This is a genomic window from Mesorhizobium sp. B2-4-7 (assembly GCF_006442685.1).
Taxonomy (GTDB): domain Bacteria; phylum Pseudomonadota; class Alphaproteobacteria; order Rhizobiales; family Rhizobiaceae; genus Mesorhizobium.
The window spans coordinates 246022-261691 of sequence record NZ_VFVH01000002.1 but is presented as its reverse complement, the minus strand read 5'-3'; the positions used below and the strand labels follow the sequence as shown (position 1 = coordinate 261691).

14 protein-coding genes are annotated in these 15670 nt (G+C 64.2%); 6 read left to right on the top strand and 8 right to left on the bottom strand.

Annotation, left to right across the window (positions count from 1 at the left end):
• Window positions 1-46 precede the first annotated feature (46 nt).
• From FJ946_RS07945 to FJ946_RS07925, 4 genes are all read right to left on the bottom strand, one after another.
• Window positions 47-778, bottom strand: a complete 732-nt coding sequence (locus FJ946_RS07945) for an SDR family oxidoreductase (protein ID WP_140491586.1) — start codon at window positions 776-778, stop codon at window positions 47-49.
• Window positions 779-957: 179 nt separating this feature from the next.
• A complete protein-coding gene (locus FJ946_RS07940; RefSeq protein ID WP_140563723.1) occupies window positions 958-3330 on the bottom strand; it encodes an aldehyde dehydrogenase family protein in 2373 nt (790 codons plus the stop codon).
• A gap of 223 nt (window positions 3331-3553) precedes the next feature.
• Window positions 3554-4594 carry a deoxyribose-phosphate aldolase gene (deoC, locus tag FJ946_RS07930; RefSeq protein WP_140563721.1) on the bottom strand — a complete coding sequence of 347 codons (1041 nt, stop codon included), beginning with the start codon at window positions 4592-4594 and terminating at the stop codon, window positions 3554-3556.
• 207 nt (window positions 4595-4801) lie between these two features.
• Window positions 4802-5629 carry a ferredoxin--NADP reductase gene (locus tag FJ946_RS07925; protein ID WP_140563719.1) on the bottom strand — a complete coding sequence of 276 codons (828 nt, stop codon included), beginning with the start codon at window positions 5627-5629 and terminating at the stop codon, window positions 4802-4804.
• A 222-nt stretch (window positions 5630-5851) separates the two neighbouring features.
• On the opposite strand from FJ946_RS07925, the gene FJ946_RS07920 reads away from it, so the two are divergent.
• The 3 genes from FJ946_RS07920 to FJ946_RS07910 all read left to right on the top strand — a co-directional run bounded on the left by FJ946_RS07920 (window position 5852) and on the right by FJ946_RS07910 (window position 9935).
• Window positions 5852-7936, top strand: coding sequence for a hydantoinase/oxoprolinase family protein (locus tag FJ946_RS07920; protein WP_140563717.1), 2085 nt, complete (start codon window positions 5852-5854; stop codon window positions 7934-7936).
• Between the two features lies 1 nt (window position 7937).
• Window positions 7938-9623 (top strand): hydantoinase B/oxoprolinase family protein, encoded by a 1686-nt coding sequence (locus FJ946_RS07915; RefSeq protein WP_140563715.1) that lies wholly within the window; start codon window positions 7938-7940, stop codon window positions 9621-9623.
• A gap of 105 nt (window positions 9624-9728) precedes the next feature.
• A complete protein-coding gene (locus FJ946_RS07910; RefSeq protein ID WP_140491571.1) occupies window positions 9729-9935 on the top strand; it encodes a hypothetical protein in 207 nt (68 codons plus the stop codon).
• Here the strand turns inward: FJ946_RS07910 and FJ946_RS31515 are convergent.
• Complete coding sequence (locus tag FJ946_RS31515) at window positions 9907-10134, bottom strand: hypothetical protein (RefSeq protein ID WP_348640495.1); 228 nt, start codon at window positions 10132-10134, stop codon at window positions 9907-9909. The genes FJ946_RS07910 and FJ946_RS31515 overlap by 29 nt on opposite strands.
• 5 nt (window positions 10135-10139) lie before the next feature.
• Between FJ946_RS31515 and FJ946_RS07905 the strand changes: the two genes are divergently transcribed.
• Entirely contained in the window at window positions 10140-10517 is a 378-nt protein-coding gene (locus FJ946_RS07905) for a Fic family protein (protein WP_348640494.1), read from the top strand.
• Window positions 10518-10526: 9 nt separating this feature from the next.
• Here FJ946_RS07905 and FJ946_RS07900 read toward each other — a convergent pair whose 3' ends face one another.
• From FJ946_RS07900 to FJ946_RS07890, 3 genes are all read right to left on the bottom strand, one after another.
• The gene (locus tag FJ946_RS07900) at window positions 10527-11183 is read right to left on the bottom strand and encodes a methionine ABC transporter permease (protein ID WP_140491569.1); all 657 of its coding nucleotides are present in this window, start codon (window positions 11181-11183) and stop codon (window positions 10527-10529) included.
• Window positions 11164-12261: a methionine ABC transporter ATP-binding protein gene (locus tag FJ946_RS07895; protein ID WP_140563713.1), complete on the bottom strand. Its 1098-nt coding sequence runs from the start codon at window positions 12259-12261 to the stop codon at window positions 11164-11166. The genes FJ946_RS07900 and FJ946_RS07895 overlap by 20 nt, the downstream gene beginning before the upstream one ends.
• Before the next feature lie 94 nt (window positions 12262-12355).
• On the bottom strand, window positions 12356-13210 hold the full coding sequence (locus tag FJ946_RS07890; protein WP_140563711.1) for a MetQ/NlpA family lipoprotein: 855 nt from the start codon (window positions 13208-13210) through the stop codon (window positions 12356-12358).
• A 750-nt stretch (window positions 13211-13960) separates the two neighbouring features.
• Here FJ946_RS07890 and FJ946_RS07885 point away from each other — a divergent pair.
• Together FJ946_RS07885 and FJ946_RS07880 are read left to right on the top strand one after the other, a co-directional pair.
• The gene (locus FJ946_RS07885) at window positions 13961-15055 is read left to right on the top strand and encodes a transporter substrate-binding protein (protein WP_140491563.1); all 1095 of its coding nucleotides are present in this window, start codon (window positions 13961-13963) and stop codon (window positions 15053-15055) included.
• Window positions 15052-15669, top strand: coding sequence for an ANTAR domain-containing protein (locus FJ946_RS07880; protein ID WP_140491561.1), 618 nt, complete (start codon window positions 15052-15054; stop codon window positions 15667-15669). The genes FJ946_RS07885 and FJ946_RS07880 overlap by 4 nt, the downstream gene beginning before the upstream one ends.
• Window position 15670 lies beyond the last annotated feature (1 nt).

Sequence of the window (15670 nt, the reverse complement as noted above, 5' to 3'; positions counted from 1 at the left end):
ATATAGTGATCGCCGGTGAGCGGGATTTTCAGACTCCTCGATCCGGTCAGATCGACCAGCCACCATCGATATTGTAGGCCTGCCCGGATGTGTAGGTGGCGCCGGCCAGATAGACGGCCAGATCGGCGATTTCCTCCGGCGTGCCGAGCCGGCCCATCGGCTGGCGCGCGATGAAGGCGGCGCGCGCGGCTTCATAATCGCCCTGCGCGTGCATGCGATCCTGCAGCGACGGGCTCTCGACCGTACCGGGGCAGATGGCGTTGCAGCGTATGCCCTTGCCGACATAGTCGGCCGCGACTGCCTTGGTCAGGCCGATCACCGCAGCCTTGGTGACACCATAGGCGAAACGGTTCGGCACGCCCTTCTGCGAACTCGCCAGCGAGGCCATGTTGATGATCGACCCGTCGCCGCGCTCCAGCATGCCGGGCAGCACGGCGCGGATGGTGCGGATCATGGCGCGGACGTTGAGGTTGAGAGCGAAATCGAGATCGCTGTCCTTCATCTCCAGGATCGAGCCGGAGTGGACGAAACCGGCGCAGTTGAACAGCACGTCGACGCGGCCGATCCCGGCGAAGGCGGTGTTGACCGCCTCGTCATTGAGCACGTCGACCTTGCGTGTCTTGATCCCGGCAGTCTTGGCGAGTTCCGCCAGCAGCGTTTCGTTGATGTCGGTGGCATGGACGGTAGCTCCTGCCTTGGCGAAGGCGAGCGCGCTTGCCTTGCCGATGCCTTGCGCCGCTGCCGTGATGACGACGACCTTGCCTGCCAGATCCGCCATGCTGTTCTCCTCCTGGGTTAACTGCCTTTATCGGCGGCCTGCGAAGGCGTCATGTGCCAGTCACAGGCCATGATGTGGCCTGCTCTGTCAGTTCACAGATAAAGATGTTTTTTCTCGTTAAAGAACATAAGCCCGAGCGTCAAGCCCGAACCCGATCTCCATTGTGACAGCATGGAACGTCAGTCGCCGTAGGGCACCCAGACGTTCTTCATCTCGACGGCGCGGCGCAGCAAAGCATCGCCAGCGGCTTCTTCCGAGGCCCAGTCGAGGCTACGGCCATTGCCGCTCCAGATACGTTTGAGGTTGCCGACGGACTCGACCTCCGCCTTGGCGCAGGTGTCGGCATCGGCGAACAGCCAGAGCCCATCGACATCGTCATGCTTGGCCAGCACGCCGGCAAGTTCGGCCGTGCGGCCGGTGACGATGTTGATGGCGCCGGCAGGCACGTCGGAATATTCGATGACCTGATACAAGTCGGTGGCGAGCAGCGGATGGCGCTCCGAAGGCACCGCGACCACCGTGTTGCCCATTGCCAGCGCCGGCGCGACCAGCGAGATGAACCCGAGCAGCGGCTGATTGTCGGGCGCGACGATGCCGACGACGCCAACCGGCTCATGCAATGCCAGCGTCACCGCCCGTGCCGGCGGCTGGTGCACGCGCCCCTCGAACTTGTCGGCAAGTCCGGCATAGAGGAACAACCGCTCGATCGACTGGTCGACCTCCTCGCGTGCCGCCTTGGCGGTCGCGCCCGTGAGCTGGACGAGGCGTGAAGCGAATTCCTCCGCCCGGCCGGAGAGGTTTTCCGCCAGATAGTAGAGCACCTGTGAGCGGTTGTAGGCGGTCGCCTCCGGCCAGCTCTTGCAGGCCCGCGCCGCGGAGACGGCATCGCGTATATCCTTGCGGTTGCCCAAGCCGACTTCGCCGGCAAGCTTGCCCTTGGCGGTGACAACCGCCAGCGAGTAGTTGCCGTCCGGCCGGACCTGTTTGCCGCCGATGAACAGCTTTGCCGTCCGGTCGATTGCTGTGCCATCGGCCTGCTCGACCGGTTGTGTCGAGGCTGCCGCCGGCTTGATGACCGGGCCAAGCGGCAGCTTTGCCGTGAGATATTCGAACATGCCTTCGCGCCCGCCCTCGCGGCCGAAACCGCTCTCGCGATAGCCGCCGAAGCCGCAGGCGGCGTCGAACATATTGGTGCCGTTGACCCAGACGACACCCGCTTTCAATTGCGGCGCGACGTGCAAGGCAAGATTGACGTTTTCGCTCCACACCGAAGCGGCAAGGCCATAGCGGGTGTTGTTGGCGAGCTCGATCGCTTCCTCGGTGTTGCGGAACGTCATGGTCGCCAGAACGGGGCCGAACACTTCTTCCTGGGCGAGAATATTAGCCGGCGAAACGCCGGTAGCGAGGGTCGGCAGATGGTAATAGCCGGATGAGGGCAGCGCCGCATCCGGCTGCCAGCAGACCGCCCCCTGTTTTGCGCCCTCGGCGACCAGGCCCTTGACGCGATCGAGCTGCGTCAGATCGACCAGCGGGCCGATATCGGTGTTCTTGTCCAGTGGGCTGCCGACGCGCAGCCGGCTCATCCTGACCTTGACCTTGGCGATGAAGGCGTCGGCGATGCCCTCCTGCACCAGCAGCCGCGAACCGGCGCAGCAGACCTGTCCCTGGTTGAACCAGATGCCGTCGACCAGACCTTCGACGGCGCTGTCGAGATCGGCATCCTCGAACACGATGAAGGCCGACTTGCCGCCAAGCTCCAGCGACAGCTTCTTGCCCGAGCCGGCGGTAGCCTTGCGTATGATCTTGCCGACTTCCGAAGACCCGGTGAAGGCGATCTTCTGGATGCCGGGGTGGTTGACGATGGCCGCACCCGCTTCCGGGCCGCCCTGCACGATGTTGACGACGCCTTTCGGCACGCCGGCGCGTTCGCAGATTTCGGCGAACAGGATGGCGGTCAGCGGCGTGAATTCGGCCGGCTTCAGCACCACGGTGCAGCCGGCGGCCAGCGCCGGCGCGATCTTCCAGGCCAGCATCAGCAGCGGAAAGTTCCAAGGGATGATCTGGCCGACGATGCCGACGCCCTTGTGGCCGGGGAAATCCTTGTCCAGCGCCTGCGCCCAGCCGGCGTGATGGATGAAGTGGCGGATCGCCAATGGCACATCGATGTCGCGGCTCTCACGGATCGGCTTGCCATTGTCGATTGTCTCCAGCACCGCGAACAGGCGCTGGTGGCGCTGCATGGCGCGGCCGATGGCATAGAGCACTTTTGCCCTGGCATAGCCCGAGGAGGCCGACCATTTCGGCAGCGCCTTGGTGGCCGCCGCGACCGCGGCGTCGATGTCGGCGGCTCCGGCATCCGAGACCTTGGCCAGCAGCTTGCCGGAAGACGGTTCGCTGGTCTCGAAGGTCTTGCCGCCGCCAGCCGCCTTCCAGGAGCCGTCGATGAACAATGCCTTGGAAAAATCGCGCGTGGCCAGCCAGGCGTCGGCCTCGTTACGGGCTTCCGGCGCCGGGCCGTAGTCCATGGCGTGATAGCGTTCGAGGATATTCATGGGGCCCTCCAGATAATTGCCTCGGCAGGCGCTCTGTCGCGCGCCTCTCTGTCCTGCCGGACATCTCCCCCACGAGGGGGGAGATTGGCAGTTTCAGCGTGTCGCTGCCCTTGCGACGTTGAAAATGGACGAAAACAAGGAAGCGCGTGATCTCCCCCCGTGTGGGGGAGATGTCCGGTAGGACAGAGGGGGGCGCCGTAGGGCTCCACGTTCGAGCCCTGACTCAAGCCATCGCGTGGCGGTGATTGGCCGAATAGTGCCCGGTCAGGTGATGTTCGAGTTGCCGCTCGATGTCTGTCAGCAGGCTCGAGGCGCCGAAGCGGAACAGATCCGGTTCCAGCCACGGCCGGCCGAGTTCTTCCTTCATCAGCACCAGCCAGTCGAGCGACACCTTGGCGGTAGAAATGCCGCCGGCCGGCTTGAAGCCGATGAGATAGCCGGTTTCCTCGAAATAGGCCCTGATGGCGCGCACCATGGCAAGGCCGACGGGCAGCGTGGCGTTGACGCTTTCCTTGCCGGTCGAGGTCTTGATGAAATCGGCGCCCGCCATCATTGCCACCATAGAGGCCAGCATCACATTCCGCAGCGTGGCGAGGTCGCCGGTGCCGAGAATGACCTTCAGATGCGCATCGCCGCAGGCAGCGCGCATCGAGACGATCTCGTTGTAGAGTTCGCGCCATTTGGCCCCGAACACCAGGCCGCGCGGGATGACGACGTCGATCTCGTCGGCGCCGTCGCGCACCGAGGCCTCGATCTCCTGGAGGCGGGTCGACAGTGGCGCAAGACCATGCGGGAAGGCGGTGGAGACGGCGGCGACATGGATGCCGGTGCCGCGCACGGCGTCGACCGCGGTGGCGACGAACGGATGATACACGCAGACGGCGGCCGGGCGGATGGGTTCGCCCGCAATGCCCAGGCCCTCGGCGATGTCGCGGCGCAGCGGATTGATCGCTTTGGCGCAAAGCCGGCGCACGCGCTCTTCCGTGTCGTTCGAGTTGAGCGTCGTCAGGTCCATGCAGGCTATCGCCCGCAGCAGCCAGGCCGCCTGGTCGTCGGCCTTGATCGAGCGCCGCTTGGTCAGGCTGGCGACGCGCCGTTCCAGCGCCGAGCGGTTGACGCTGCGCACCGACTCCAGAAAGCCGAGGTCGAGCTTCATGCCGGGATTGCGCGCGATGCGATGATCCAGCGGGAGGGCGGTGTTGGCGGCGGCGCGCGCCGGCAGCGGCATCACCTTGGCCTCGGCCTCGCGGATTGTGCTGCTCATCTCCTGCCCTTTCACTCAGCGACTGCGCCTATGTCTTGGTGTGTATCGTCTTCCCAAACCGCTCGGCACTTTTGGGCGACACGCACGAAGATAGCCCGCGAAGCCGCGCTTCACGAGTCCTCAAGCGAGGGATAGCTGAAAAAGGCCGCGAAAGCAGCTAATTTTTGACCAGAAGGTCAAAAGGTCGATCGCCGGGAAGAGCAGGCCTCAGCCGACGAAGGCGCGCTCGACGACAAAAGTCGAGGGATGGCTGAGCGAGCCTTCCTGGAAACCGAGGCTCTCGGCCATTTCCTTGACGTCCTTTAGCATATGCATCGAGCCGCAGATCATGATGCGGTCGGTCTCGGGATTGAGCTTCTCGATGCCGAGGTCGGCGTAGAACTTGCCGGAGCCGATGAGCGCGGTGATACGGCCCATGCGCGCCGACTCCTCGCGGGTCGTGGAGTTGTAGAGCGTGACACGGCCGCCGGTCAGTTCGCCGATCAGCGGGTCGCTTTCGAGCGTCGCCACCAGTTCCTGGCCATAGGTCAGCTCGGCATTGTCACGGCAGGTGTGGGTCAGGATCAGCTGCTCGAATTTTTCATAAGTGTCAGGGTCACGCAGCAGGCTGGCGAAGGGCGCGATGCCGGTGCCGGTGGAGATCATGAACAGCCGCTTGGCCGGCGTCAGCGCGTCGACCACCAGCGTGCCGGTCGACTTCTGGCGCATGATGACGGTGTCGCCGACCTGGATCTTCTGCAACTCCGAGGTCAGGGGGCCGTCCGGTACCTTGATGGAAAAGAATTCCAGCTCTTCGTCCCAGGCCGGGCTGGCCACCGAATAGGCGCGGAACACCGGCTTCTCGGCATTGGGCAGGCCGATCATGACGAATTCGCCGGAACGGAAGCGCAGCGACTGCGGACGGGTGATGCGGAACGAGAACAGCCGGTCGGTGTAGTGCTTCACCGAGACCACGGTTTCGGCATAGACATTGGCTGGAATCGGAAATTGCAGCGGGCGGGCGCCGGCGGTGTTGAACGCGGATGTGGTGTTCATCAAATCCAACCTTCTGGCCCAACTCACGAACGCGGGCGCCTAACCTTATTCCTGCGCGCCCGGACCGTTCAGGTTCCGGCGTGCTGCTCGCACACTCCAAAGCGGTAAGCTCTTGTGTCCGGAATTTATTAGTATACAAACGATATTTGCGTCAAGATGCCGCCGTAAAACACCTTTCCAAACTGTGACATATCCGTAGTCCCAGCATTTCGGGTTTCGACAATGAAAGAGAATTTTTCGGTGCAGCCGCCGGATTCCCTGGGCAGTGTCGTCGCCGGCATCGACGTCGGCGGAACCTTCACCGATCTGCTTCTGATTGATGGCAAGGATGGCGGGCGGGTACATATCGCCAAGACGCCCACGACCGTCGACAACCAGGCCTTCGGCGTCGTTTCGGCACTCGATACCACCGGCTTTCCGATCGACGGCATCGATCTTATCGTGCATGGCACGACGACAACCACCAACGCGGTGCTCGAACGCCGGCTGGCGAAGACCGGCATGATCACCACGCGCGGCTTTCGCGACGTGATCGAGCTCGGCCGGCGCACGCGGCCGCAGTCCTATGGCATGACCGGCACCTTTGTTCCGGTCATCCCGCGCAACCTGCGGCTCGAAGTGTCCGAGCGCGTCGAGGCGTCGGGAGCGGTACGCATGCCACTCGACGAAGCCGAAATGCGCGAGGCGGTGAAGGCGCTGATCGATGCCGGCTGCGAATCCCTGGTCATCCACTTCCTGCATTCCTACGCCAACCCTTCGCACGAGCGGCGCGCCGCCGAGATCGCCGCCGAACTCTGGCCGAACGACTACATCACCGCGGGTCATGCGCTGCTGTCGGAAGCGCGCGAATTCGAGCGCGGCGTCACCGCCTCGGTCAACGCTTCGGTGCAGCCGATCCTCGAGCGCTATGTCAAGCGGCTGCGCAAGGAACTCGCCGACAAAGGCTACGCCCGCGACTTCCTGATCATGAACGGCAATGGCGGTATGATCTCGGCCCGCTTCGTCACACGTGAATCGGCCAAGACCGTGATGTCCGGCCCGGCCTCGGGCGTCATCGCCGCCGCCTACACGGGCAAGCGCGTCGGCTTCGAAAATCTCGTCACCTACGACATGGGCGGCACCTCGACCGACGTGGCGCTGATCCGCAACGCCGAACCGGCGGTTTCGAACGAGATCGAGATCGAATACGCTATGCCCATCCATGTGCCGATGGTGGCGGTGCACACGGTCGGGGCCGGCGGCGGCTCGATCGCGCGCGTCGACGCGGCAGGCCTGATCCAGATCGGCCCGGAAAGTGCCGGCGCCAATCCAGGCCCGATCTGCTACGGCCGCGGCGGCCTGGAGCCGACCATCACCGACGCCAATCTGGTGCTCGGCCGGCTGGCGTCGAAGAAGCTGCTTGCCGTTGACAATCCGGTCACATCAGAGCGTGTCACCGGCATTTTCGCCGACAGGATCGGCAAGGCGACGGGCTTGTCCGGCGTCGAAGCAGCCGGCGCGGTGCTCAGGCTCGGCAATATGAAGATGGCCGGCGCCATCCGCATGGTGTCGGTGTCGCGCGGTCACGATCCGCGCGATTTCGCGCTGTTCGCCTTCGGCGGCGCCGGCCCGCTGCACGCCACCGCCCTGGCGCGCGAACTCGGACTGCCCCGGGTGCTGGTGCCGGCTCGGCCCGGCATCACCAACGCGCTGGGCTGCGTCGTCGCCGATCTGCGCCACGATTTCGTCAACACCATCAACCGGCCGGTAGGCGTTCTTGATGAAAGCCAGCTCCATCGGGTTTTGGAACGGCATCGAAACGAAGGCGAGGAGCTGATCGCCAAGGAGGCGGTGAAACCGCAGACCATCCGCGTCACCCATTCCGCCGACATGCAGTTCGTCGGCCAGACCCACATCATCAACGTGCCGCTGCCGTCCTCGTCGGTGACCCGGCAGGAGCTGCAGGCGCTGTTCGAAAAGGCCTATTTCGCGCGCTTCAAGGTCGAGCTGCCGGAAATCCGCGCCAATCTGGTCAACTTGAACACCTCGGTGACGGGTGTCAGGCCGGCGATCGATCTGTCGCGGCTGATCGACCCCGCCGGGCGGGCAAAGACGCTCGACGAGGCCCGGCGCGAGATCCGGCCGGTCTGGTACAGCGGGCGCTGGCATGACACGCCCGTATACGCACGCGAAGAACTGCCGCTCGATGTGATCATCGAAGGGCCGGCGATCCTCGAACAGATGGACGCTACCACGGTGCTCGAACCCGGCGACCGTGCCCGCTCGGACGCCGACGGCAACATCATCATCGACATTGGCGAGGCCTGAGATGCAAAAGCTCGACGCCATCACGCTCTCGGTTCTCCAGGCAGCCCTGCAGCAGGTCTGCGATGAGATGGACCTGACCTTTTCCCGCGCCGCCTTCTCACCTGTCATCGCCGAGGCCAATGACCGCTCCGACGGCATCTATTCGGCCGTCGACGGCTCGCTGATCGCGCAAGGCAGCCAGGGCCTGCCGGTATTCGTCGGCGTCATGCAATATTCGACCAGGACGGTGATCGAGATGATTGCCGACGGCCGCTGCCTGGCTCCGGAGCCGGGCGATATCTACATCGTCAACGACCCGTATCTCGGCGGCACGCATCTGATGGACGTGCGCTTCGTCATGCCGGTCTACCGCCACGGCAAGATTTTCTGCTGGCTGTCCAACACCGGTCATTGGCCCGACATTGGCGGTTCGGTGCCCGGCGGCTTCTCGGCTTCGGCGACGGCGGTCGAGCAGGAAGGCTTGCGGCTGCCGCCGGTCAAACTGTTCAAGAAAGGCGTACTCGACCCGGAGATCTACGCCATCATCTGTTCGAACATCCGCGTCGCCGACCAGCGCATCGGCGACATCAGGGCGCAGGCTGCCGCACTGCTGATCGGCCAGGATCGGCTCAATGGAATTCTGGATCGTTACGGAGACGAAACTGTTGTCGAGGCGATCGCAGAACTGCGCCGCCGCGCCGCCGAGCAGATGCGCGCCAACATAGCGGCCATTCCCGACGGGACGTACCGCTCGAAGGCCTTCGTCGATTCCGACGGCGTGGTCAACGAGCCGCTGACCATCGCGCTCGCCGTCGAGAAGAAGGACGACACCCTGACTTTCGATTTCGCCGGCTCGTCAAAGCCCTGCGCGGGGCCGATGAACAGCGTGCTGGCGACCACCTTGTCCTCGGTTTATCTCGCCATGCGCCATATCTTCCCCGATGTGCCGATCAGCGCCGGCGCCTTCGAGCCGCTCGAGGTCAAGCGGCCGGAGGGTACCTTCCTGGATGCCAGATATCCCCGCCCGGTCTCGGGCTGCGCCGCGGAAGTGTCGCAGCGCATCGCCGAGGCGGTGTTTGCGGCCATGGTGCAGGCGCTGCCCGACAAGGTAACGGCGGCGCCCGCCGGCTCCAGCGGCAATTTCGCGCTCGGCGGCAACGATCCGGCGCGCGGCCGCGACTATGTCATGTACCAGATCTCTGGTGGCGGCTATGGCGGCAATGCCGGCCATGACGGGCTGACCAATGGCTGCTCGACCATCGGCATCTCCAAGTCGCCGCCGGTCGAGATCATGGAGCAGGCCTTTCCGGTGCTTTACCGTCACTATGCGTTGCGCGAGGGCTCGGGCGGCGCCGGCAAACATCGCGGCGGCTTTGGCCTTGCCTACGAGGTCGAGATCCTGCGTGGAGAAGCCCGCGCCTCCTTTGTCATGGACCATGGCCGCTTCGGCCCGCAAGGCGCGCTCGGCGGCCGGGATGGCGAGCCCAACACGGTGGCCGTCATCCGCGACGGGAAGGAACATGTGCCGCCGCACCTCTCCAAGGAGCAGGACATCGCGCTCAAGGCCGGTGACCGCGTCCGCGTCGGTACGCCGGGTGGTGGCGGCTACGGCGATCCGCGTGAGCGCGATCCGGAACTGGTGGCTCAGGACGTCAGGCTTGGTTATTATACGGCTGAACAGGCCAGGGATTTGTTCGGCGCCGCATGAACTCGCTGGCGCCTTGTTCGACCCGGAGGAGTAAGGCCGCGGCCTGGTCCGGCTTGCTCGGAAATCGTTTTGGCCTCTCCTGCGGGTCCATGATATGATTTGCGAATGAAGTATCTTAATTCAAGAACCGGCCGCTCAGCCAAGACGGGTCATTTCGTGCTGACGAGAGCGCATGGCGAGAAAATCAGCGCTGTCGAAGGTATGAAGTTGTCGTCCCGCATGGCGAAAATACTCAACCATAGTGTGCGGCAAGGGTTGTCCGGTGACGAGCGGCGCTCGCTGATCAAAGAAGAAATCCGCAAAAAGAAATAGGCCGTTGGTCTACGCTGCCGAGTTCGATCCACTCTGCTACCCCGGCACGACCGTGCTTATGAATCTGCTTGATATCCGCGAGCAGGCAGAGCTCGATGAGGTCGAGCTCGCCTTGTTCCTGACTCGCGCGGACGAGCCCCTTCCGGCAGGCGAACTCGACTACCGTCACTATCTCCACCTGCATCGGCACCTGTTCCAAGACGTGTGTATGCTTGGGCCGGTCAGCCGCGCACCATCCGGATCGGCAAGGCTGGCAGCTGGTTTTGCTATCCCGAGCACATCGCCAGCGAGATGGTTCGGGTGTTCCGTGAACTTGGCGACCCCGACTCCTTGGCAGACCTAGACAGCCTCGGTTTTGCGAGGCACGTGGCCCACGTCGTTGCGGAGGTCAATGCCGTTCATCCTTTTCGCGAAGGCAACGGCCGTACCCAACTCACCTTCCTTGCGATGCTTGCTGAACATGCGGGCTTCACATTCAACGCCGATATCCTGGAGCGAGATCGCGTTATTCAGGCGATGATTGACAGCTTCGGTGGTTCCGAGGCGCCGCTTCAAACGCTTATCGAAGACATCATCGCGTAGCTCAGCCGCTCACCCCCTCCGGTCCAGCTTCGCCACCAGCCGGTCGCCCACCCACTGGATGCCGCAGACCAGGATGATCAGCACGATCACCACGGCGATCATCACTGACGTCTCGAACCGCTGGTAGCCGTAGCGGATGGCGAGGTCTCCGAGGCCGCCGGCGCCGATCGCGCCGGCCATGGCGGAGGCGCCGACCAGCGTCACCAGCGTCACGGTGAAGCCCGCGACGATGCCTGGCAGCGCTTCCGGCACCAGCACCTCGCGGATGATCGTCCAGCGGTTGCCGCCCATGGCGCGCGCCGCCTCGATCAGGCCATGGTCGACCTCGCGCAGCGACACTTCGGCGATGCGCGCGTAGTAGGGGGTGGCGGCGATCGACAGCGGCACGATCGCCGCCCAGGTGCCGATCGAGGTACCGACGATCAGCCGCGTCACCGGGATCAGCGCCACCAAAAGGATGATGAACGGCACCGACCGGAAGCCGTTGATGACTGCGCCGAGCACGCGGTTGACCCACAGGCTTTCGGCGATGCCGCCGCGTTCGGTGGCGATCAAGGCGAGACCAAGCGGCAGGCCGAAAACCAGCGAGATGAGGCCGGAAGCGGCCGTCATCAGCACCGTCTCCCAGATCGACCGCAGCAGAAGCTCAAACAGGATCGGCGACATGGCCAAGCACCTCCACCCGCGCCTGGCGCGATTTCAGGAATGCGATCACTCGCGCGAGATGGCTTGCATCGCTGCCGGGGACAGACAGGAACAGTGTGCCCACCGGCTGCTGCTGGATATGGTCGATGCCGCCATGGACGAGGCGGAACGTGCCAGGCACGAGCGTCGCGAGATCGGACAAGAGCGGGCTTTGCGCGGCCTCCCCGGCCACATCCACGCGCAGGATCGTCTCCGCGCCGGTCGCGGGCAGCAGCCGGGCCAAGAGCTCGGCCGGCAGTTGCGGCCGGATGGCGCCAAGCAGGCTTTTCGTGATCGGCGACCGCGGCTCGGCAAACACCGACCAGACCGGGCCTTGCTCGACGAAGCGCCCGGCGTCGATCACCGCCACGCGGTCGCCGATCGAGCGGATCACCTCCATCTCATGGGTGATCAAAAGGATGGTCAGGCCAAGCTGCCGGTTGATGTCCCTCAGCAAGGCGAGGATGGACCGCGTCGTCTCCGGGTCAAGCGCGGAGGTGGCTTCATCCGACAACAGCAGCGCCGGCCGCGCGGCCAGCGCCCTGGCGATGCCGACGCGCTGCTTCTGCCCACCCGACAGCGATGCCGGATACGCCTTTGCCTTCTCCGACAGGCCGACCAGTTCAAGCAGTTCGGCGGCGCGGCGCAGCCGCTCCGCCTTCGGGCGGCCCTCGATCTTGAGCGGCAGCGCCACATTGTCCTCGACGGTCTTGGCCGACAAAAGGTTGAAATGCTGGAAGATCATGCCGATGCGCCGCCGCAGCGGCTGCAGGTCGCGCTCGCCGAGCCGGCTGATCTCGCGGCCTTCGATGAAAACCTCGCCGGAATCCGGCCGCTCCAGTCCGTTCAGGCAGCGGATCAGCGTCGATTTGCCGGCGCCGCTGCGTCCGATGATGCCGAGGATCTCCCCCTTGCGCGCCGTCAGCGAAATGCCGTCGAGTGCCGCCGTCGCGCCGAAGCGGCGCTTCAGGTCAACGAGCCGCACCACGTCCTGGGACGTGTCAGGCTGGCCCTGGATCGGGCCGACGGTGCCCGTTGATGCCGCGAAATGCTGGTTCATGCGTGTTCCTGTTCTCGTCATCCGAAAACGAAAATTGCGGCCCGCGCTCGAGCGCGGGCCGCTATAGCTGTCGAACCGGGCGCCCGGTCCGTTCTCAATAGGCGCTGAGGCCGGTGCCCTTGTAGACCTTGTCGAACTCGGCTTTCACCGCCTCGTTCTGGTAGGAGGCGACCAGCGTCTTCACCCAGGGCTCGTTCTCATTGCCAACCTTGACCGCGATGAAGTTGCGGTAGGGGTTGTCGGCGATAGGCTCCTGCGCGATACGGTTTTCCGGTGTCAGGCCGCTCTTCAGCGCCCAGTCGGTGTTGACCACGGCGGCATCGAGATCCTCGACGGAGCGGCCGACAATGCCGGCGTCAAGCTCCTTGATCTCGACCTTCTTCGGGTTTTCCGCGATGTCGGCGGTGGTGGCGAGAATGCCGGTGCCGTCCTTCAGTTTGATCACGCCTTCGTTCTGCAGCACGCGCAGCGCCCGGCCTTCATTGGAGGGATCGTTCGGCACGCCGATCACCGCGCCCTCGGGCAGGTCGGCGATCTTCGTATATTTCTTGGAGTAGAGGCCGATCGGCCAGACGCCGGTATAGCCGACGCGCACGATGTGGTAGCCCTGTGTCTTGATCTGGTTGTCGAGATAGGGCTGGTGCTGGAAGGCATTGGCGTCGATCTCGCCGCGTTCCAGCGCCTCGTTGGGCTGGGTGTAATCGTTGAACACCACGGTCTCGATGCTGAGGCCCTTTTGCGCCGCCTGGGCGACGACGACGCGCCAGACATCCTCGTCCTCGCCGCTGATGATGCCGACCTTGATCGCCTTCTTGTCCTCGGCGAACGAAGCGCTGGGCGCAATCAGCCCGGCGACCGCGACCGCCGAAGCGAAAAGCAAGCCAAGACCCGCGCGGCGGTTGAAATATGACGAGAGGGAAGACAACAAGGTGTTCCTGAAATCGGACATGATGGAATCTCTGCGGTTGCGAAGTCACAAGCCCGGCGGAACGCCAAGCCTTGTCCAGATCATCAGAAACTCTAGGGATATTATCAAAGAACCGCGTTCCCCGGTTCGCCCGGAAGCCCGGAATATTCTCTCAAAATTTTCTGAACGGCGAGCACGGCAGCCTAGCCGCCGCGCCAAACGGGCCGCAGCGCCGCGGTTGAGCTGACGAACGCACTTTCCCGTAGTGTCCCGGTTGCGATCTGGCCGGTCTGCTGGCGCATTCCGCTCTGAATCCCTATATGCCTAGAGGAAAGCACAGGAGATTTCATGATAGCCAAATACACAACCGCTGAAGAAATGGCTCAAACCGTAGGCGTTGAGCCGACAGCATTCCGTGAAGCGCTACGCAGTGCTAAGTTTCCCCGTAAACGCGGCACTGACTGGGAAGTGACAATCGGCGGCCCGGCATACTCAGGAATGCGTACCGTCCTAGCATCTCTCATACGGCGCAAGGCGGCCTGATTCCGACCGGTCCAAAAGGTCACATGTTCTTTTCAATCGCGCCGCTTTTCCATAGGAGTTTGGCTAGGATCGCGACAAGCGCGGCGTCTAATTTCAAACTGAGACACTAGCCACTTTCCCGCTTGACTGCGTGGTGGCACGGAATAGTTTAGGCTGAAAATACCGGCCCTGATCGCCGGGCGGCAAGAATGCCTCGTATGCCTCGCCCTCCGGCGGTGGCTGCGGGGCATTGTTATTTTGGGGATCTGTTTGAAACGGCGTATCGAGATCGGCATCCTCTATTCCCGCTCGGGAAGCTACCAGCTCGTCTCCGATGCGTGCCGGATGGGCGCCATGCGCGCCATCGCCGACACCAATGCCGACCGCGGCTCGGGTATCGAACTGATGCCCGTCGAGCGTGACCCGCAAAGCAATGCCGATCGCTATGCGACGCTCTGCGAGGACATCTTCAAGACCAGCAGCGCCCGCCACGTGGTCGGCTGCGTCACCTCCTGGAGCCGCAAGGAGACCATTCCGGTGCTGGAAAAAGCCGGCGGCATGCTCTGGTACGCCTGCCCCTATGAAGGCTTCGAGGCCAACGAGCACGTCGTCTACATGCACGCTTGTCCAAACCAGCATCTGGTGCCGCTGATGGCCCATGTCGTGCCCCGCTTCGGCGCCAACGGCTTCCTGCTCGGCTCGAACTACATCTGGGGCTGGGAGATGAACCGCGTTGCGCGCGACCTGATCGCGGATGCCGGCGGCAAGGTCTTGGGCGAGCGCTATCTTCGTATCGGCGAGACCGACGTGTCACGGCTGATCGCCGAGATCCGGGCGACGCGGCCGAACTTCGTCCTCAACAACCTGATCGGCACCTCCTCCTACGCCTTCCTGGCGGCCTACCGCGACCTGGGCGTTGAGGACCCGGCCTTCAGCCCCGAGGTGTGCCCGATCATCTCCTGCAACCTCACCGAGGGTGAGCTGCCGGCGATCGGCGAAACCGGCAAGGGGCATTTGTCGGTCGGGCCGTATTTCGCGCCTCGCCCGGCGGCCTTCGCCTCGTCTTTCGAGGCCTCCGCCTATGCCTCCGTGCAAGTGATGGCCGACGTGCTCTCGCGTGATCCCGACGCCGGTCCGGCGGAATTTTCCAAGGCCTTCGCCGAACGGCGCTTCTCCACCCGGCTCGGCCCGATTGCTATCGACGCTCATTCCCAGCACGCAACGCTGCCGGTAATCATCGGCCGGATCGCCGACGGCTTCTTCGAGGTCGTCAGCCGGCAGCACGAGGTCGCGCCCGATCCGTACCTGTCACGCTACGACCCCGCCACGACATTCGGCCGGCCGCGCCTGAGGGTGGTGTCGTGACCAGGCCATCGCGCATCCCGAATCTCGGCGGCGCCAGGGCATTCATCCTGCATCGCCCGCACCCGACCGTGCAGGCCATCACCAGGCAGTTGTCCGCCATCGGCCTGGTCACCGTCGACTGCTGGCCCGAACTGCCGCCTGAAGCGCTGGCCGCCGATTTCGTGTTCTTCGACGCCGATCTCGGTTTCGACGAGCAATTCCCGTGGAAGGCCGGCGAGGCGCCGATGCCGCTGGTGGCGCTGATCGGTTCGGAGGCGCCCGGCCGCATCGAATGGGCTCTCTCGCACAAGGCCGATGCGCAGCTCCTGAAGCCGGTCGGCACTGCCGGCGTCTACAGCGCGCTGCTGATCGCAAGGCAGAGTTTCGAGGCGCGAAAACATTTGGCCGGCGAGATCGCCTCGCTGCGTCAGCGTGTCGCCGAGCGCCAGACCATCGTGCGCGCCGTCGCGGCACTGTCGAAAGGCGCCGACGACGATCGCGCCTACGCGCAGCTGCGCTCGCTGGCGATGAGCTGGCAGATCAGTGTCGAGGATGCGGCGCGCCGCATCGTGGCAATGACCAATGAGGAAGTAACGGGTGAGGAAGGCGGCGATGACCACTCCTATCGCGCCTGAC